This window comes from Halorussus rarus (genome assembly GCF_003369835.1).
Taxonomy (GTDB): domain Archaea; phylum Halobacteriota; class Halobacteria; order Halobacteriales; family Haladaptataceae; genus Halorussus; species Halorussus rarus.
Genome location: NZ_QPMJ01000003.1, coordinates 148312 through 166469 on the forward strand (window position 1 = coordinate 148312; position 18158 = coordinate 166469).

Annotated in this window: 15 protein-coding genes; 8 read left to right on the forward strand and 7 right to left on the reverse strand. The window is 69.4% G+C overall.

Going from position 1 to position 18158, the window contains the following annotated elements; translation table 11 throughout:
• Nucleotides 1–97: 97 nt before the first annotated feature.
• From DVR07_RS16880 to DVR07_RS16890, 3 genes are all read left to right on the forward strand, one after another.
• Nucleotides 98–796 (forward strand): NADH-quinone oxidoreductase subunit B, encoded by a 699-nt coding sequence (locus DVR07_RS16880; protein ID WP_115798489.1) that lies wholly within the window; start codon nucleotides 98–100, stop codon nucleotides 794–796.
• 41 nt (nucleotides 797–837) lie between these two features.
• The gene (locus tag DVR07_RS16885; protein WP_115798490.1) at nucleotides 838–2136 is read left to right on the forward strand and encodes a S8 family serine peptidase; all 1299 of its coding nucleotides are present in this window, start codon (nucleotides 838–840) and stop codon (nucleotides 2134–2136) included.
• A gap of 69 nt (nucleotides 2137–2205) precedes the next feature.
• Nucleotides 2206–2820, forward strand: a complete 615-nt coding sequence (locus DVR07_RS16890; protein WP_115798491.1) for an ArsR/SmtB family transcription factor — start codon at nucleotides 2206–2208, stop codon at nucleotides 2818–2820.
• 34 nt (nucleotides 2821–2854) lie between these two features.
• On the opposite strand, the gene DVR07_RS16895 is transcribed toward DVR07_RS16890, so the two are convergent.
• Nucleotides 2855–3868, reverse strand: a complete 1014-nt coding sequence (locus tag DVR07_RS16895; protein WP_162829613.1) for a BGTF surface domain-containing protein — start codon at nucleotides 3866–3868, stop codon at nucleotides 2855–2857.
• A gap of 222 nt (nucleotides 3869–4090) precedes the next feature.
• Between DVR07_RS16895 and DVR07_RS16900 the strand changes: the two genes are divergently transcribed.
• The gene (locus DVR07_RS16900) at nucleotides 4091–4933 is read left to right on the forward strand and encodes a polyprenyl synthetase family protein (protein WP_115798493.1); all 843 of its coding nucleotides are present in this window, start codon (nucleotides 4091–4093) and stop codon (nucleotides 4931–4933) included.
• Nucleotides 4934–5743: 810 nt separating this feature from the next.
• Here DVR07_RS16900 and DVR07_RS16905 read toward each other — a convergent pair.
• Complete coding sequence (locus tag DVR07_RS16905; protein WP_115798494.1) at nucleotides 5744–6850, reverse strand: DUF373 family protein; 1107 nt, start codon at nucleotides 6848–6850, stop codon at nucleotides 5744–5746.
• Nucleotides 6851–7068: 218 nt separating this feature from the next.
• Here DVR07_RS16905 and DVR07_RS16910 point away from each other — a divergent pair, with 218 nt between their 5' ends.
• Together DVR07_RS16910 and DVR07_RS16915 are read left to right on the forward strand one after the other, a co-directional pair.
• Nucleotides 7069–8286, forward strand: coding sequence for a glycosyltransferase (locus DVR07_RS16910; protein WP_193570239.1), 1218 nt, complete (start codon nucleotides 7069–7071; stop codon nucleotides 8284–8286).
• Between the two features lie 61 nt (nucleotides 8287–8347).
• Nucleotides 8348–9340 (forward strand): radical SAM protein, encoded by a 993-nt coding sequence (locus DVR07_RS16915; protein ID WP_115798495.1) that lies wholly within the window; start codon nucleotides 8348–8350, stop codon nucleotides 9338–9340.
• Between the two features lie 176 nt (nucleotides 9341–9516).
• Here DVR07_RS16915 and DVR07_RS21825 read toward each other — a convergent pair whose 3' ends face one another.
• The 3 genes from DVR07_RS21825 to prf1 all read right to left on the reverse strand — a co-directional run bounded on the left by DVR07_RS21825 (nucleotide 9517) and on the right by prf1 (nucleotide 12803).
• Nucleotides 9517–10257: a hypothetical protein gene (locus DVR07_RS21825; RefSeq protein WP_162829614.1), complete on the reverse strand. Its 741-nt coding sequence runs from the start codon at nucleotides 10255–10257 to the stop codon at nucleotides 9517–9519.
• Between the two features lie 318 nt (nucleotides 10258–10575).
• The gene (locus DVR07_RS16925; RefSeq protein WP_115798496.1) at nucleotides 10576–11460 is read right to left on the reverse strand and encodes a hypothetical protein; all 885 of its coding nucleotides are present in this window, start codon (nucleotides 11458–11460) and stop codon (nucleotides 10576–10578) included.
• Nucleotides 11461–11561: 101 nt separating this feature from the next.
• The gene (prf1, locus tag DVR07_RS16930; protein ID WP_115798497.1) at nucleotides 11562–12803 is read right to left on the reverse strand and encodes a peptide chain release factor aRF-1; all 1242 of its coding nucleotides are present in this window, start codon (nucleotides 12801–12803) and stop codon (nucleotides 11562–11564) included.
• A 293-nt stretch (nucleotides 12804–13096) separates the two neighbouring features.
• Between prf1 and minD the strand changes: the two genes are divergently transcribed.
• Complete coding sequence (gene minD / locus DVR07_RS22430) at nucleotides 13097–14863, forward strand: cell division ATPase MinD (protein WP_115798498.1); 1767 nt, start codon at nucleotides 13097–13099, stop codon at nucleotides 14861–14863.
• Between the two features lie 42 nt (nucleotides 14864–14905).
• Entirely contained in the window at nucleotides 14906–15043 is a 138-nt protein-coding gene (locus DVR07_RS22200; RefSeq protein WP_165881769.1) for a hypothetical protein, read from the forward strand.
• Between the two features lie 40 nt (nucleotides 15044–15083).
• On the opposite strand, the gene argS is transcribed toward DVR07_RS22200, so the two are convergent.
• Nucleotides 15084–16859, reverse strand: a complete 1776-nt coding sequence (gene argS, locus DVR07_RS16940) for an arginine--tRNA ligase (RefSeq protein WP_115798499.1) — start codon at nucleotides 16857–16859, stop codon at nucleotides 15084–15086.
• Nucleotides 16860–16974: 115 nt separating this feature from the next.
• Entirely contained in the window at nucleotides 16975–18156 is a 1182-nt protein-coding gene (locus DVR07_RS16945; RefSeq protein ID WP_115798500.1) for a thiolase family protein, read from the reverse strand.
• Between the last annotated feature and the right edge of the window lie 2 nt (nucleotides 18157–18158).

Sequence of the window (18158 nt, forward strand, 5' to 3'; positions counted from 1 at the left end):
CTGCTCGAGTTCGCTCGTGTCGGATGTAAGACTTATGAATGCCCCTAGCTGCTGCGGCAGAAGCGCCTCTGGACGCCGGCGACTACGTCTAAACGCCATGAGCGACAACCAGTCGCGCTCGCGGGTCCGCGACGCGCAGGTGAAGACCCGCGAGGCCCGTCGCAGCGATCAACTGGACGACCGCTTCAACTCGAAGCTACGGGAGGCGTTCGGCACCTCGCCGTTCATCCTCACCAAACTCGACAAGTTCATGAACTGGGTCCGGAGTTCGTCGATGTTCCTGTTGCAGTTCGGCATCGCGTGCTGCGCGATGGAGATGATGCACACCTTCGGCGTGAAACACGACCTCGACCGCTTCGGGTCGGGCGTCCCCCGGGCGTCGCCGCGGCAGGCCGACGTGATGATCGTGCCCGGGACCATCGTCTCGAAGTTCGGCCCGCGGCTCAAGCGGGTGTACGACCAGATGCCCGAGCCCAAGTTCGTCGTGAACATGGGCTCGTGCTCGATCTCTGGCGGACCCTTCCAGGAGGGGTACAACGTCATCAAGGGCGCCGAACAGATCATCCCGGTCGACATCCACGTTCCGGGCTGCCCGCCCCGCCCCGAAGCGCTGGTCTACGGTATCGTCAAGCTCCAGGAGCGGGTCGCCAACGGCGAGTCGAGCCCGGTCACGGTCAAGCCCTACGAGCTCCAGCGGTTCGGCGACCTCGAACAGGACGAACTCGTCGAGAAGCTTGCGGACCGTGTCGACGAGGACACCCTCGTCATGGAGTACGACTGGCGGCAGTCGCCGTAACTCGTCACGTATTTGTCGCGTCGGTCCCGACTCCCGGCCCGATGGAGTCCCCCGAAACCCGGCGCGCGCTGGCGGTCGTAGTTCTCGGCGTCCTCCTGCTCGCCGGCAGTCTCGCCCTCCTCGCCGCCTCGCTCTCGACCGACACCGCAGGCCGGTCGGCGAGCGCGAACGCGACAGGCGCCTCCGCCGTCGGTCCGGAGGTCGCGGCGCTCCACCGTGCGGGCGCGACCGGCGAGAACGTGACCGTCGGCGTCGTCGACGTGACGGGATTCGACACCGGTGCGGCCGCGCTCGACGGGCGGATCGTCGACGCCCGGGCGTTCGGCCCCGACGAGACGGTCGGCAACGGCGGCCGGAACGCCCACGGGACCGCGGCGGCCGAGACCGTCGCCCGCGTCGCGCCGGACGCCGACCTCTACCTGGCGACCATCGACTCGCCCGACGGCTTCCGGAAGGCGGTCGAGTGGCTGGTCGCCGAGGACGTCGACGTCGTGGTCGCGCCGGTGTCGTTCTACGGGATGCCCGGCGACGGCACCTCGCCCGTGGCCGACGTCGCCCGGCGCGCGACCGACGCGGGCGTCGTCTTCGTCTCGCCGACCGGCAACCTCGCGCGGAGCCACTGGTCCGGCCAGTATCGGGGCGTCGAGAACGGCACCGTCGCGTTCGGCGGGAGCACCCGCAACTACGTCCGTGGCGACGGCCGGGACGTGACGGTCTGGCTGTCGTGGGACCGCGCCCACCGCGAGCGGGACTACACCGCCGAACTCTACTGGACCGACGGGAGCCGGAGCCGGCTGGTCGCCCGGTCGTCGCCGTACCCCGGTGACGGAGTACCCAACGAGCGCATCGTCGCCCGGGTCCGGTCGGGAACCTACTACCTCCGGGTCCGCGGTCCCGCGAACGCGACCGGCGCCCGGCTCGAACTCTCCTCGCCGACCCACGACTTCCAGCACGTCCGGCCCGCGGGGAGCCTCGTCGCGCCCGCGAGCGCTCCGGCGGCGCTCGCGGTCGGCGCGTACGACGACGGCGCCGACCGGGTCGAACCGTTCAGCTCCCGAGGACCGACGCCGGACGACCGGACCGGGGTGGACCTCGTCGCGCCGAGCCACCCCGGCGCGGTCGACGCCGAGCGGTTCGTCGGTTCCTCGGCGGCCGCGAGCTACGCCGGCGGCGTCGCCGCGCTCCTCCTCGACGAGCGCCCCGGTCTCTCCCCCGAGGACGTAGAGCGCCGGCTGGAGGCGACCGCGGCCGACGTCGGGCGGCCCGGCGTCGACCCGGTCGCGGGCCACGGGCTGCTCCGCCCCGGTCCGGCGGTCGGCGCGGGCAACGCGACCGGTTAAACCCGGATTTAAGCTATGAACAGGATTTAGTGGTCGCTTTTCGGAGAGAGGGACAACGCGAACTGCACCATGTCGGGACTCATCGAACGACTCCAGGACCGGACCGCGAGCGGCGACGAGCAGCTGCGAGTCCTCGACGTCGAGGGCGAGGAGACCGACGACGTCCTCGACGCGCTCGGTCCCGAGACGCGCCGGGCGGTGTACCGGACTCTGTTCGAGTCGCCGGCCACGCCCTCGGAACTCGCCGAGCGCGTCGACACCTCGGTCCAGAACCTCCACTACCACCTCTCGACGCTCGAGGAGGCGGGCCTCATCGCGCCGGTCGACACCCGCTACTCCGAGAAGGGCAACGAGATGACGGTGTACGCGCCCGCCACCGACCCCCTCGTGCTGGTCGGCGACAGCGACGTCCGGCCGCAGGTCCGACACTCGCTGGCGGACGTCGTCGGCGGGCTCGGCATCCTGGCGGGCGCCAGCCTGCTGGTCCAGTGGGGCGTCGAGCGGCTCGCCAGCCCCGCGGTCGGCCGGGGCACCGTTGTCGGACCGGCGAGTCCGGCCGCCGACCCGACGACGGCCCGCGAGACCCTCGCGTGGGTCGTCTTCGACCTCGCGGAGCCCGGGGTCGTCTTCTTCTGCGGCTGTCTGGTCGTCGTCGCGGTCGCGGCGCTCGCGATGAAGCGGTAGCCGGCCGAAAAGAGCGCGGATCGGGCTCGCGAGTTCAGTTCCGGAAGAGCCCGAGGACGACGCCGACTCCCAGCACCGCGAGCACGCCGCCGGCCGCGATCATCCCGACGCCGCTCAGGAACCGGTCGCCGGACTCGCCGGCGCTCGAACCGTTCGCGCCGCCGCCCGAGACGGTTCCGATCGTCGTCGCGGTGTCGTTCGCCGACGCGCCGCTCTCCTCGGCCGAGTTGGCGGTCTCCTCGAAGACGACGACGCGTCCCTCGGCCGCGACCTCGCCGGTCGCGTTCGGGCCGTCGTACAGCCGCACGTCGTACGAACCTGGAGCCAGCGGCGCGTTTAACGACGTCTCGGAGCTGGCCTCGACGACGCGGGTCTCGTTGTCGTCGACGACCGCCAGCGTGGGCTCGTCGGTCCCCGCCCGGTTCGTGTGGAACAGGACGGTCGCGCGCCCGTCACCGTCCCGGTCGCGGACGGTTCCGTTGACGACGTAGTTGACCTCGGGGCCGCCGACCGAGACGGTGACGGCATCGGCGCCGCCGAACAGCACCTTTACCGAGGCGGTCCGGTTCTGCGTCACCTCCGTGATGGCCTGGACGGCGGGGCCGTCCGCGGCGGTCCCGCTCTCCTCGTCGGAGTCCGTTGCCGTCGACTCGCAGTCGGTTTTGCAGACGATCCTCCCGTCGGCTTCCGCCAGGACCGTCTCGCTCCGGTACACCCTGACGGCCACGTCCTGTTCGCCGAAGTCGCTCAGGTCCAGCGTGACGTTGAACGTTTGCTCGTCGGTGACCGCGGTCGTGTCCGTCAGTAAGAACGTGTCTCCTTCGACGTTGACACTGAGGGTGGTACCGGGCGACAGGTCCGTCTCGCCGCGGATCGTCTGGTTCGCGCCGGCTTCGAGGACCAGCTCCTCGCCGTCGGTGACGATGGCGGTTCCGTTCCCGTCGGGAGCCGCGGTCGCCGACGCTGCGGGTGTCGACGCCGCGGTGCCCGACGCGACTGCGAGGAGGGCGACCAGTGCGGCGGCCAACGCACGCCTTCCGGAGGTCATCCGCTCACCCCCGTTCGCTCCGGTCGTCCGGTCTCGGAGGGAGGCAGTACGTCGTTCGTCGGTTTCGTCGGGGACATGCGAGTCGACAGACGCAACCGCCCCAAAAAGCTGTCACGTTAGCTTAATTTGGGATTTAACCCAGGAGTCCGACGGAGGTCGGCGGGGTCTCTTGACTCGGTAACTTCGTCACGTACTTGTCCTACCGGTCCTGATTCCCGGCCAATGGATTACCCCGAGTCCCGGCGGGCGCTGGTCGAGGACCGGCTGGAGGTCGTCCTCGACCGGGTCGAACCGACGGAACTCGCCGAGGAGGTCCGCCACGTCGCGCTGTCGGGGGGCAAGCGCGTCCGGCCGACCGTCACCGTGCTCTCCTGCGAAGCGGCCGGGGGCGAGGCCGAGGACGCGGTCGACTTCGCGGTTGGGATCGAACTGGTCCACGACGCCTCGCTGGTCGTCGACGACGTCATCGACCGGTCGGACACCCGTCGGGGGAACGCGAGCGCGTGGGCCGAGTTCGGCTACGCGCCCGCCATCGTCGCCAGCGACGGCCTCATCGGCGAGGCCTTCGAGCTGTTCTCGCCCGACCCCCGGGCGATGGAGGCGGTCGCCGACGCGATGGTCGAACTCGGCGAGGGCGAGGCGACCGAACTCGTCGCCCGGCCGGCCGGCCGCGAGGAGTACATGGAGCTGGCCCGCCGGAAGACCGGGGCGCTGTTCCGGGCCGCCGCCGAACTCGGCGCCATCGCGGCCGACGCCGACCCCGCGACCGTCGAGGCGTTCGGCGAGTACGCCGAGAAGGTCGGCGTCGCGTTCCAGATCCGCGACGACGTGCTCGACGCGACCGCCGACGCCGACGACCTGGGCAAGCCGACCGGCCACGACGCCGAGATGGGCCGGCCCTCCATCGTCCGGGTGACCGACCTCGACGCCGACGAGGCGGCCGCCCTCGCCCACCGGCAGTCCGACGAGGCGCTGGCCGCGCTCGACCGGGCGGCCACGCCCGACCTCGCGGCGACCGACTACCTCCGGGACCTCGCGGAGTTCGTCGTCACCCGCGAGCACTAGCAGGCGTTTTCCACCGAGCGGCGGACTACGGTGCGTCACGGGTCGGTGGTGAGACTGTTCCTTTGCTCCGAGCGCTCCGGAATCGATGGTGAGTACAGAGCGTGTATCTCTCGTAATCGCCTTCAGTTCCGTTCTTTCAAACCCTGCACAGTATCCGTTGTTTCAGGGTTGTTCTCACACTGTCCATCATCGTATATTGAGAGGCGACTTTCGAATTCTACTTCGTTCTTCTCGAGTATCACCACCTCTGGTGAGCAACCCTGATTAGTTGGAAAATCTTCGTACGTTTGTCTGTAATCAGTCGGCCCAATCTGATGCCACGTTTCTCCGGCATCTATGCTAACATTCACGAGAAAGTCTGAATGACACGGTGGGACAAACTGCACAACCCACGAATTAGCAATTGTTCCCTCATCAGGAGTCGCCGCTGAAAGTTCGCCTTCCTTCCGATAGGTAGCTTCCCCGCCATTACCTTGGACGAGTAGGTAGTAATCCAGCGTTTGTCGAGTCCGATTGGTAACCTCGGCCCCGACTAACGGTGGCACACTCGGTTCGGTTGATTGGGCTTGGTTTCCCCAATCTGAACACCCGGCAAGACTCGTTAGAAGCGTCGCTCCCCCTGCCAGCACTGCACGTCGTCGAATGAGGCCGGAGGAAGACATTCATCTCGGCTACGATATGTCATCGTATGTATCTAATGGTGGTCTATCAGAATAGAGAGACGATAAGTTCGCACCACGCATCGAGCAACTCACGTTCTGGTCTGCGTCGACGTGTAGGCCGACCACGACTGGCTAGCCCGTCCCATCGCTACCCGACCTGCTCGGCCCGCCGGGACCGCCGCGACTCAGCGATGGCGAACGCGAGCGTACTGGTGAGCCCCAGCAGCGTTCCGATGGTGAGCATGACCGCGAGGTAGGTCAGCCGGGGCAGGTCGAGCGGAACCCGGCTCAGGAAGTACGCGCTGATTGCGTGGAGCACCAGGGCGATAGAGAGGACGTAGAACGGCGCGTTGAGGTAGCGCCACTGAAAGCGGTCGGCCAGGTACTCGTCGGTGATCTGACCGAGGCTGGTGGTGATGCCCGCGGCGGTGAACCACGTCACCGCGCCATATACCAGCGCCGCGAGGACGTGGAGCGGCCCCACCGCGCCGCCGGTCTCGCCCTTGACCGTCTCGAGCATCTCGACGCCGCGGACCCCGCCGATGACCAGCAGCGCCGCGGCGACGACGTAGGTGATGAGCGTGACCCGGCCGGCGTAGAGGCTGTTGCGGGCCTTCTCGGCCGCCCGGTCGAGCAGGCGCTCGACGCCGAGACCCCGACCGAGGACGTAGAGGCCGAGCAGCCCGGAGGTGACGCCGAACACCGCCGCGCCGGGCAACCCGAGCAGGTCCGAGACGATCGAGAGCGGGTAGATGAGCAGCAGGATGCCCAGCGGGACGAGGATGGTCCCGCGTGTCTCGGGGTCGTCGAGCACCTGCTTGATGGTGTAGTACATCGACTCGAGGTCCTGGGCCTGGCGGACGACCACCCGGCGGACGCCGTCGATGGGGACCCGCGACCGGATGACCGGGATGACGCTCTCGTCCTGGGCGCCGTCGGTCACGATGACCGCCTGTATCTCCTCGCTGGTCGAGAGGCTGGCCAGCACCTCGTCGACCTCGTCGCCGACCGCCCGGTTGGCCGCGATGTCGCCGCCCTCGGTGCCGGTCACGACCGCGACCTCGACCGTCTCGTCGTCGATGCGGTCGGCGAGGTGGACCCCCTCGAACATGACGTTGACGTCGCTGTCCTCGGGGTCGGCCGTGGCTAACGCCACCGCGGCGGCCTCGACGTCGTCGCGACCGATGACCGGCGTGTCGAAGTCCGTCTTGCGACCGAGGTCGTCGTCGAGGTCCACGCACAGGACCAGCAGCATTACTCGGGGCTATGCGGCCGGGGTTTAACTTCTTTCGGGACGGGTGCCGGAGGTCGGAAACCGATTGCCACTCGGTACCGTTTCGAGCGCCGCATCCGGCGATATGGTAACAGAAAGTTAATATACCGACAGTTTGGACTTCGATTCAACAGGTCCCCTCCATGCCCCCAACAATCGCAGTCGCCCACTATCCGGAAGGTGCTGGCCACGCTACGCGCATGCTAGCCATCGCCAACGCGCTCCGCGACCGGGGCGCCGAGGTGCTGCTGGCCGGCGGCGGCGCCGGCACCGAGTTCGTCTCGCTCCACGGGTACGACGAGTTCGAGCCGACGACCGTCGACTACATCGACACCTACCAGGGCGGGTCGCTCGGGCAGGTCCTCGCCCGGAGCGTCCCCGCCAGCGCCCGCCGGGTCGCCGAGTACGTCGACTGGCTCGGCGAGACAGACCCCGACGCGCTGGTCACCGACGACATGTTCGCCGCGATGGCCGCCTCCCGGACCGACGTGCCCCTCTACGTCCTGAAACACGACGTCCCCGGCCTCTACCGCGACCCCGTCGAGCGGAGCGGCGCCCGGTTCCACACGGCGTTCCAGTCGGCGGTCACCCGGGAGTTCTTCTACCCCGCCGTCTGGCCGCCCGCGGCCATCGACCCCGACTTCGCGACCCGCATTCCGCCGGTCTCGCTGGACGAGCCCGATCGGGAACTGGACGAATGCGACCGGGATGGCGGCGGCGAGGTGCGCGAGGCCGCCGACGTCGTCCTCGTGCCGAGCCACTACTCGGAGTTCGACCGCCTCGCGGCCCGCCTCGAACGCGAGGGCCACGACGTGCTCCACGTCGGCGCCGACGACTGGGAGCCCGTCCCGTCTCTGCTCCCGTACATCAGGGGCGCCGACGCGGTGGTCTGCTCGGGCTACTCGACCGTCATGGACGCCGCGGTCGCCGGCACGCCCTGCGTCGTCTGGCCCGAGACCGACGAGCAGGAGGCGGTCGCCGAGCAGTTGGCCCGGCCCGACGTCGACGGGTTCGCCGTGGCCGACGACGCCCTCGACGTGCTCGACGCCGTCGAGTCGCCGCCCTCGGCGACCCCGTCGGACAACGGGGCCGACGTCGTCGCCGAGCGGGTGGTCGAGGACCTCGCCGGCATCGCGGAATCGCGGATCGACGGGTCATCGCCGGCCGTCGCATCGTCGCCGGTCCCGGTCCCCGACGGCGGTCGGTCGCCGACGCGCCGGCGGACGGCCCTGTTCGACGGCGGGAAGGGACTGTCGCTCGCCGTCCGGACGCTGCTCGGCGTCGGTCTGTCGGTGCGGGACGCCCGGACCCGGCTCGTCGGGCGGGCCGAGCGTGCCGCGGCGTCGACGCTGAGCGGTGTCCTGCTGGCGGTGCTGGTCGTCAAGGGACTGACGGCGCGGGGACGGACGCGGCGATAGCGGCCGACGTACCTCGTTTCGCACGCTTTTTGAGGCTCGGCGCGCTATCCTGGGCTAACGAATGATCTCGAAGGGCTGCGAACAGTGCGCCAAGGGGGGCAAGATGGTGCTCTTCGTCTACGGCTACTGCGACCAGCGGGACTGCTTCTACTGTCCCCTCGGCGAGAACCGCAAGAACGTCACCGACGTCTACGCCAACGAGCGGAAGGTCGAGTCCGACGAGGACGTCGTCGCCGAGGCCGAGCGCATGGACGCGCTGGGCACCTCCATCACCGGCGGGGAGCCCCAGGAGGCGATGGAAAAGACCTGTCGGTACCTCTCGCTGCTCAAGGAGGAGTTCGGCGAGGACCACCACACGCACCTCTACACCGGCATCACGGGCGGCCGCGAGAACATGCGCCGGCTCTCGGAGGCCGGCCTCGACGAGATCCGGTTCCACCCGCCGCTGGACCTCTGGGGCGAGATGCACGGCACCGAGTGGGAGGACATCCTCTACGTCGCCCGCGAGGAGGGGCTGACCCCCGCGTTCGAGATTCCGGGCATCCGGGCCGAGGAGGAGTTCCTCGAGTTCTTGGACGAGGGCGCCGCGGAGTTCTGCAACGTCAACGAGTTCGAGATGAGCGACGGCAACTTCCGCCGGATGCAGGAGGAGGGCTACGAGCTCCAGGACGGTCACATGAGCGCGGTCGAGGGGTCGAAGGAGATCCTCGACCAGATGGGCGACCACGACCGGGTGTACTTCTGCACCTCCGTGTTCAAGGACGCCGCCCAGCACCGCAACCGGATGAAGCGCATGGCCCGGAACATCCGTCGGGAGTTCGACGAGGTGACCGACGACGGGACGCTGGTGTACGGCAAGACGTGGGAGACGAGACAGCGCCTCGAGGAGCTCGGCGTGCCCGAGGAGTTCTACACCGTCAAGTCCGACCACGTCGAGCTGGCGTGGTGGCTGCTCGAGGAGATGGTCCAGGAGGGCGACGTCGAGAAGGGCGAGATCGTCGAGCAGTACCCCACCGTCGACGGCCAGGTGGTCGAGCGGACGCCGCTGGCCTGAGTCGCTGCGAGCGAACGCAGTGAGCGAGCAGGATTTTGGTCCAGCTTTTACCAGCGAGGGAGCTACGGGCGGCCGAAGGCCGCGCGAGCGACCGAGCGCAGTAAAAGGTGGTCGCGCCAGGTCGTCGAACGGACGCCGCTGGCGTGAGATCCGGTCGCGCCGTCTCCTTCTGCCTCTCACTCTGGTGTCGTGGCGGCATCCTCGTCCTCGGATTCCGCGGTCGTCTCGGTGGTCGTTTCAGTTGCGGTCTCGGTTGTGGTTTCAGTTGTCGTTTCGGTAGTCGTTGCGGTGGTCGTTTCAGTCGTGGTCTCGGTCGTCGTTGCGGTGGTCGTCGTCTCCGCGGTCGTCTCCGTAGTCGTGGGTGTTCGTTCGGTCGTCGTCTCGGTCTCGGTCGTGGTTCCGGTGGTCCCCGATTCGGTCCCCTTGGTGGTCGTCTCGGTCGTCGTCGGTCCATCCGGCGCGGTCTCGTCGGTCGACGTCGACTTCCGGGACCCGGTCCCGGCCGTCCCGGAGCCGTCGTCCCCAGCGGGCGTCTCGTCCCCGCACGAGCCGTCCTCGAACAGCCGGACCTGGAAGTTCCCGCAGAAGCTGCGCTTGCCGGTCGGGCGGAAGCGATAGGCCTCGCCGACGGACGGCGAGGGCGAGTCGGAGCTCACGAGCAGGTAGAACTTCGTGCCGCTGCACGTCCGGCATCTGAACAGATTGCCGTCGTTGCACAGGCTCGACCCGACGTACTCGAACAGTTTGACGGTGCCGTCCTCCTCGGCGATCATCTCCTCGGACCCTCTGGTCACCCAGCCCGTAATTACGGAACGCGAACCGGTGGTCGTCCCCGGTACCAGGTCTGTTCCCAGAACCCCGGCCAGCAGCGCGCCCCCGGCGCTGAGGAATCCCCGGCGCGATGTCTCGTCCGTCATTCCCGTTCTCTCTCCCCTAATACGGATGGAAGGTAATAACGTGCATAGTAACCAATGTGATGGTTTCCTTCGCGGGTATTCCGACGGACCCATGGCCGGCCGACAGCGTCGTGTTCGACGAGCAACGGCATTCTGCCGGCAATCGCCGAACCCTCAACCGTTCGAACTGCCCTCCCTCGGGACCGAGTGGCTCGGCGTCGGCGCGTTCCTCGCGGTCGCGCGGCGCCGCTACCGGCTGTACATCTACACGTCGGGCGGGGCGGCGTAACACGCGGTAGCGGCTGTTTTCGGTGACTTTGGGGGTTCGCTCCCGTACACTCACGCCGAGGCGTTCGCGGCCCGACCGGTCGGCGGGTCCCGCGGATCGACGTCGACCTCCACCGTGCCGGTAACGGTCGTCCAGCCGTCCTGCGGGCCGCGGAGAGCGACCTCGACGCCGTCGCGGTAGGTGTCGTAGTTCCAGCCGAACATCCACCAGGCGTTCTCGCCCTGGACGCGCTCGACGACGTCCACCCTGACCGTCTCGTCGGCCTCGTAGGACGCGTACACGGCCGAGTCGTACTCGTAGCACCGGAGCCAGTCGGCGGCCGGGAAGCCGCAGGCGGTCGGTCGGCGGGCCGAGCGTGGACGGAACAGGGGCTCGCCGCTCCACGGGTCGGCGGTCTCGACCGCGCCGTCGGCCGGCACCGTCACGGTCAGCAGCGTCCCGGCGTCGGCGTCCCGCGTCATGTTGGGGTTCGCGGGGTCGTACTCGCCGGCCGGAATCTCGACGCGCTCGCCCCGACCGTCCGCCTCGACGTACTCGTAGTAGCGGGGCGCGACCGCGACCCGGTCGGCCCGGAGTCGGAGCATCGGCCCGCGCTCGGTCTCGACGACGTCGTAGGTGAAGTTGTCGTCCGCGGCGTTGCCCCGCTCGACCAGCGCCGCGTCGAGGGACGGGTCGTCGGCCCCGTCGACGCCGAGCGGAACCGGGACGTAGAGCGCGACGTTCTCCAGCGTCTCGTTGGTGTTCACCGCGAGCTCGTAGGTGTAGCCGCTCTCGTAGCTCGTCCGGTAGAGGTGCTCGGCGTACAGCCAGAGCCCGCCGGCCAGCACGGCGACGACGACCAGGGCGGCGGCCCCGGTCACGAGTCCGATGCGTCGCCAGTCGCGCCCCGACGGGTCGGACGGCTCCTCGTCGGCCGGCGCCGAGCTGTCGCTCATACGCCGAGTCCACACAGCAGGAGGCGAAAGAGGTGGCGGTCGGGCACACGTGACGAAGAGATGGCGGTCACGCGCCTGGGCCGCGTCGACCTCGAAGCCGTTTACACGCCGGTGGAGTAGCGCAGGATGCCGGCGACCCCGCCGAACGCCGACTGGAGCTGCTCGCCCTTCTCGAAGTCGGTCGAGATGAACTTGGTCTCCGTGCCGCGCTGCTCGGCGATGGTCATCAGGTGCTCGATGGCGTCCTCGCGCTCGACGACCTCGGCCTCGCTCCCGTCCTCGCAGGTGTGGTCGGGGGTGTCCTGGCGCTGGTCGACGAACTCGAACTCCTCCTTCTCGCCGCAGTCGTACACCACGACGTCCTTGCGGAGGTCCTCGGAGAGCAGGAGCCGGTCGACCGACCCCATCACCAGGTTCTTGCGGGTCGGCTCGAAGCCGTAGGTCGCCTTGTTGCCGTCGTGGAGCTGCTTGAAGAACTCCTCCATCTCCTTCTTGTCCTTCATCACCTCGGCGTCGGCCAGCGCCTCCTCGGCGCTGTCCACCAGGTCGTACAGCCCCGACTCGTCGGTGTAGGCCACGTCGAACTTGCCCAGCACCTTCTGCTGGATCTCGTGGTGGAGGTAGTCGCCGTCGAGGAACTCGTCCTTCGTCGGCGAGGGGCCGCCCACGAGCACGCCGTCTAACTCCTCGCGCTCGGGGACGAACAGGTCGTTGGCCATCTCGGCGACCTCCTGGTAGAAGTTGTCGATGGCCTCGAGCCGGAGCCGGGCGAACCGCTGGGCGGACTGACCGCCTTTGCGCTGCTTGCCCGGCACCAGCGAGGAGGCGGACTTGACGGGCTCGACCCGCTTGCCACGGAGCCAGCCGACGTTGGCCTCCCGCCGGTCGAGCACGACGAGGCCGTACAGCCCCTTGTCGGCCAGCATGTGCTCTAACGGCTCGGTCAGGAACGACGAGTCGCAGTGGTAGCGGAACGACTGGATGGGCTCGGGCGGGTCCTCCAGCACCCTCGTTATCATCTCGGTCTGACCGCCGCCGGAGTCGATGGCGCCGCTGAACAGGACGATGCCGTTGTCCGGCGGGTAGACGTCGTAGTAGCGCAGCCGGTCCTTGATGGAGGTGAGCGCGTCCTGGACGTTCGTGCGGGTCTGCTTCGACTTGATGTTCGACGCCTCGCTGTGCTCCTGGGTGACGTGGGCCACCACGTCGCTGATCTGCTTGTCGGGCGGAATGTAGATGGTGACGAGCTGAGTCCCGGACCCTTCGTAGTCCCTGAGGTCCTCGATGACCTTCTGGAACTCGTACTTCTTCCTGTCGGACTGCTCGCCGTCGTCGTCACTCATTACGGGTATCTAGCCGCCCCAGCCGGTAAGTAACCTGCGACCTTCAGTCCGCGAGTGCGCGCGCCGCGGGCGGGTTCGGCGCCGAATGGAGCCCGGCGCGGCCGCGTCGATCCGGGTCCGACGCCGACCTGTGCGTCCGGCGAGCGCCCCCGAACGGTACCGTCGACCGACGACCACCGACCGCTTCCTGAGGGACGACCGCCACTCGGTCGTCGGTCCCCGCCATCGAACCTGTCGTCCGGGACGGAGTAACTTTATATGCGTATCATGGTTCGGTTGGGACAACGAGTATCATGTCCGACACGGTATACGCGGTAGCGAGCGGCAAGGGAGGTGTCGGGAAGACAACGACGGCCATCAACCTCGGGGCGATGCTGGCCGACCGGGGCCACGCGGTCGTGGTCGTCGACACCGACCTCGGGATGGCGAACCTCGCGGACTTCCTCGACTTCGAGATCGAGACCCCGACGCTCCACGAGGTGCTGGCCGGCGAGGCGTCGTTCGCCGACGCCGTCTACGAGGCGCCGGGCGACATCGACGTCCTGCCGAGCGCGACCGACATCGAGGCGTTCGTCAAGTCCGACCCCGCGAACCTCCAGTCGGTGGTCGACGACCTCCGGGAGGAGTACGACTACGTCCTGCTCGACACGGGCGCGGGCGTCAGCTACGACACCCTGGTGCCGCTGGCGCTGGCCGACCGGGTGCTGCTGGTCGCGACGCCCGACGTCGCCTCGGTCCGGGACACCGCCAAGACCGGCGAGCTCGCCGAGCGGGTCGAGAGCGAGGTCAGGGGCGCCGTGCTGACCCAGCGCAGCAGCGACATCCTCAACGCCGACGACGTCGAGGAGACGCTGGGCACGGACGTCCTCGCGGTGGTTCCCCAGGACGAGGCGGTCCCGATGGGTATCGACGCCGGCCGGCCGCTTGCTGCGTTCGCCCCCAACGCTCCCGCCGGCCAGGCCTACCGCGACCTCGCCGCGGTGCTGACCGGGGACGCCGACCCCGACCCCGAACTCGACTTCGACGGCGCGGCCGACGGCGACGCGGCCGAATCGAGCGACGGCCTCGGCGCGGACGCCCTCAGCGGCTCCGAGCGGGCCGCGAACCTCCGGGATACCCTCGGCGACAGCGACGGGAGCGAGGGCCTGCTCGGCGGCGAACTCGCGAACGCGGCCGACGAGATCCGCGCCCAGGCGAAGGCGAACGCGGCCTCGTCGGCCGACCGGACCGACGCCGAAAGCGGGGACGAGAGCGCGGTCGACGCGGGAACCGCAGACCGCGACCCTCCCGCGACCGACCCTGACGAGGCCGACGGCGCGAAGGGCGACGAGGCGGCGTCGGCTGACGCGAGCGAGGACGAAGGCGAAGTGGCATCGGCTGGCGCGACTGAGGACGATGCGGCGTCGACCGGCGCGAGCGGGGCCCGGAGCGTCGACGACCTCCTCGACGAGCACATCAGCGACGAGCGCCTCGGCGGTCCCGCCGCATCGGGTGACGGCGACCCGCTCGCCCAGGTCGGCGAGGAGCTCTCCGGCGACGACGCGGCCGCCACCGGCGCGGGGAACGATGCGTCGGGTAGCACCGCCCCGGCGGACGGCGGGAGCGACGACCCGCTCGCGGCCGAGGACGGCGCCGCGGAGACCGGCGACCCCTTCGCCGAGGCGGAGGACCCGCTCGCCGCGGACGCGAGCGACGGCCAGTCCTCGTCGCCGGCCGAGACGCCCGGAGACGCGGCGACCAGCGAAACGTCCCGCGAAGCAGCGTCGACTTCCGGCACCGCCGACGAACCGGAGTCGGAGCCGGCGGTCGAGCCCGCCGAGGTTCGAACCGAGGCCGCCGAGGAGTCGAGCGAGTCGGCGACCGACCAGGAGGGGGACGACGTCGCGGGCGCGGTCCCGTTCGAGGAGCGGGACCTCCAGCGCCCCGCCGACGAGTCGGCCGAATCCCCCGACGGCGACGACGAAACCGAGGAAAAGGGTCGGGCCGACGAGGGGACGCGCGACGACGAACCCGGCGAGGACGGCGGCGTGCTGGGCCGCCTCGGGTCGATATTCAAGTAGAACCGACAACCTCTAAGGAGCTTCGCCGTCGAAGCTATCACCATGGCAGACGATAGTTCGGTTTCGTTCTGGTGGGTACTGCTGTTCGTGTTGCTGACGCTCGCGGTCACCGCCGGCGCGGTCCTCTTCGTCGGCGGCGACCTCATCGTCCCGCCGTCCGGGTTCGTGCTCCCCGTCTGATTCTGCGGTTGTCCGGTCCAGCGAACGCGTCGCCCGACTCCTACATCGACCGGGGTGCGGCGACGCCCAGGACCTGGAGGGCGTTGCCGACCGCGTGCTTCGACGCCGCGACCAGCGCCAGCCGCGCGTCCCGGAGGTCGTCGTCGACGTCGTCGGAAAGCACCGGGCACTCGCGGTAGAACGCGTTGAACGTCTCGGCGATCTCCCGGGTGTAGGTCGCGACCACGTGGGGTTCGAGGTCGGCGGCGGCCTCCTCGATGACGGCGGGGAAGCGCGCGACGACCTCCAGCAGTTCGCGCTCGGCCGCGGTGTCGAGCAGGTCGGCGTCGACGTCCCCGGCGAGTTCCGCCGACCCCGCGGGGTCGATGCCCGCCTCTTCGAGGATGCCGCAGCAGCGCGCGTGGACGTACTGGACGTACGGCGCGCTCTGGGCCTCGAAGTCGAGCGCCCGGTCCCACTCGAAGGTGATGGCCTTGGTCGGCTGCTTCGAGACGATGTCGTACCGGACCGCGCCGATGCCGACCTGCTCGGCGATGCGCTCGACGTCCTCGTCGGTCAGGTCGTCGTCGCGGATGCGGTCGTCGAGCCGGGTCTCGACCTCCTCGCGGGCCCGGTCGATGGCCTCGTCGAGCAGGTCGTCGAGGTCGATGCCGGTTCCCGCGCGCGTCGACATCTTCCCCTCGGGGAGGTTGACGTAGGAGTAGATGACCTGCTCCAGTTGGTCGGTGTCGTTGCCCAGCAGGTCGAGCGTGGCGGTCATCTGGTCGGCCTGGAGCTTGTGGTCCTCGCCGAGCACGGTGACGGCGCGGTCGTACTCGTCGAACTTCCACTCGTGGTGGGCGAGGTCGCGGGTCGCGTAGAGTGTGGTGCCGTCCGACCGCAGGAAGACGAAGTTCTTCTCGATGCCGAACGCCGAGAGGTCGAGCTGCCAGGCGTCCTCCTCGTAGACGGCCTCGTCCAGCTCCTTCAGGCGCTCGACCACGTCGTCGGCCGACCCGTCCCGGAGGAACCGGGTCTCCTTGACGAACTCGTCGAACTCCGCGGGGAGGCGGTCGAGCGTCTCGCGCATCCCGCCGAGCACGGTGTCGACGACCGCCTGGACGCGCTCGTAGGTCTCCGCGTCGCCCTCCTCCAGTCCCTGCATGATGGCCTGTATCTCGGCCTCCGCCGCCTCGACCTCGTCGGGGTCGCCGTTCTCCAGGAAGTCGTTGCCCGTCCGGTAGTAGCGCACCAGGTCGTAGTCGGCCTTGTCGCGCTCGGGCTCGGAGTCGAGGTCCGACTCGTCGAACGTCTCGTAGGCCCAGGTGAACACCGCCATCTGACGGCCCGCGTCGTTGACGTAGTAGTGGCGGTCGACGTCGTGGCCCGCGAACGAGAGGACCCGCGCCACCGCGTCGCCGACGATGGGGTTGCGCGCCCGGCCGACGTGGACCGGCCCGGTCGGGTTCGCGGAGGTGTGCTCGACGACGACCTGTTGGCCGGTGGAATCGAGGTGGCCGAAGTCGGCCGACTGGGCCTGCTCGACCGTGCCGGCGTAGTAGGCGTCGCTCGGCGCGAAGTTGACGTAGGCTCCCTGCGCCGAGGCGCCCTCGATCAGGTCGTACTCGGCGACGTCGATCTCGTCGGCAATCTGGCCTGCGACTTGGGGCGGGGGCGCGCCGACCTCGCCGGCCAGGCGGAACGCCGCGCTGGAGGCGAGCACGGCGTCGACGCCCTCCGGCGGGTCCTCGACCCCGAGGTCGTCGGTCGGCAGGTCGAGCGCGTCGAGCGCGGAGACGAGCGCGGCCTCCACCTCGTCCCGGAACTGGAGATACATGTTGGTGGTTGGTTTTCGACCGGCGGGTAAATGGGTTTCTGAACCGCGGCAGTCGGGGCGGCGCGGACGTAGGCCGAACGGCGACGCACGGACGAGACGTCCACTTCCGTCGGGCTCAGACGCGCTCGACCAAGGTGGCGATGCCCTGGCCGAAGCCGATACACATCGTGCAGAGGCCGTACCGACCGCCGCAGTCCTCGAGCTGGGCGGCGAGCTTGCCCAGCAGCACCGCGCCGGTCGCACCCAGCGGGTGGCCGTGGGCGATGGCGCCGCCCCAGACGTTGGTCCGGTCCCAGTCGGCGCCGGTCGCTTCGAGCCACGCCTGTACGACCGGGGCGAACGCCTCGTTGACCTCGAACCGGTCGACGTCGGCCACCGTCAGGTCGTTCTGATCGAGAATCTCCTCGGTCGCCGGAATCGGCCCCGTCAGCATCGTCTTCGGGTCGACGCCGACGACGTGGGTGTCGACGATGCGCACCGACGGCTCCCAGCCGCGGGCCTCGCAGGCCGACTCGGAGGCGACCAGCGTCGCCGCCGCCCCGTCGACGATGCCCGAGGAGTTGCCGGCGTGGACGACGCCGTCGCCCTCCTCGCGGAACACCAGCGGGAGCTCGTCCAGCGTCTCGCGGTCGGTCCCGGGTCGCGGGTGCTCGTCGCGCTCGACGGTGACGGCCTCGCCGTCGACCTCGGTCTCCACGGGGACGATCTGGTCGTCGTACTTCCCGGCCTCGGCCGCCTCGCCCCACCGCCGCTGGGAGTCGACCGCGATGCGGTCGGCCGCCTCGCGTGCGAACCCCCACTCGTCGGCGATGCGCTCGGCGCCCTCGCCCTGGGAGGTCAGCTCGTCGAAGTGCTCGAAGTACGTCTCGGTGACGTTGGCGGGGTCGGCGTAGCTGCGCTCGTCGGACGCGGCGTCGCTGGCCATCGGGACCCGGGTCATGTGCTCGACGCCGCCGGCGACCAGCACGTCGTGCATCCCGCCGCGGACCTGCCCGGCCGCGAAGTTGACGGCCTGCTGGCCCGACCCGCACATCCGGTTGAGTTGGACGCCGGGCACGTCCTCGCCCCAGCCGGCGACCATCGGGGCTATCCGGCCGACGTTGAGCCCCTGCTCGCCGACCGGCGTCACGCAGCCGTAGATGACGTCCTCGACGGCTTCGGCGCCGTCGAACCCGTTTCGCGCCTCCAGCGCCCGCAGGGGTTCGGCCGCGAGGTCCTGCGGATGGGTGTCGGTGAACGACCCGCCGCGCTTCCCGAGCGGCGTCCGCACCGCGTCGACGATGTACGCGTCTTCCATGG

Coding starts and splice junctions, on each gene's coding strand:
- DVR07_RS16925 (WP_115798496.1), bottom strand. CDS start 11,460: ATGAGCGACAGCTCGGCGCCGGCCGACGAGGAGCCGTCCGACCCGTCG.
- DVR07_RS22200 (WP_165881769.1), top strand. CDS start 14,906: ATGGCAGACGATAGTTCGGTTTCGTTCTGGTGGGTACTGCTGTTCGTG.
- DVR07_RS16895 (WP_162829613.1), bottom strand. CDS start 3,868: ATGACCTCCGGAAGGCGTGCGTTGGCCGCCGCACTGGTCGCCCTCCTC.
- DVR07_RS16915 (WP_115798495.1), top strand. CDS start 8,348: ATGATCTCGAAGGGCTGCGAACAGTGCGCCAAGGGGGGCAAGATGGTG.
- DVR07_RS16905 (WP_115798494.1), bottom strand. CDS start 6,850: ATGCTGCTGGTCCTGTGCGTGGACCTCGACGACGACCTCGGTCGCAAG.
- DVR07_RS16945 (WP_115798500.1), bottom strand. CDS start 18,156: ATGGAAGACGCGTACATCGTCGACGCGGTGCGGACGCCGCTCGGGAAG.
- DVR07_RS16910 (WP_193570239.1), top strand. CDS start 7,069: ATGCTAGCCATCGCCAACGCGCTCCGCGACCGGGGCGCCGAGGTGCTG.
- prf1 (WP_115798497.1), bottom strand. CDS start 12,803: ATGAGTGACGACGACGGCGAGCAGTCCGACAGGAAGAAGTACGAGTTC.
- DVR07_RS21825 (WP_162829614.1), bottom strand. CDS start 10,257: ATGACGGACGAGACATCGCGCCGGGGATTCCTCAGCGCCGGGGGCGCG.
- minD (WP_115798498.1), top strand. CDS start 13,097: ATGTCCGACACGGTATACGCGGTAGCGAGCGGCAAGGGAGGTGTCGGG.
- argS (WP_115798499.1), bottom strand. CDS start 16,859: ATGTATCTCCAGTTCCGGGACGAGGTGGAGGCCGCGCTCGTCTCCGCG.
- DVR07_RS16880 (WP_115798489.1), top strand. CDS start 98: ATGAGCGACAACCAGTCGCGCTCGCGGGTCCGCGACGCGCAGGTGAAG.
- DVR07_RS16890 (WP_115798491.1), top strand. CDS start 2,206: ATGTCGGGACTCATCGAACGACTCCAGGACCGGACCGCGAGCGGCGAC.
- DVR07_RS16885 (WP_115798490.1), top strand. CDS start 838: ATGGAGTCCCCCGAAACCCGGCGCGCGCTGGCGGTCGTAGTTCTCGGC.
- DVR07_RS16900 (WP_115798493.1), top strand. CDS start 4,091: ATGGATTACCCCGAGTCCCGGCGGGCGCTGGTCGAGGACCGGCTGGAG.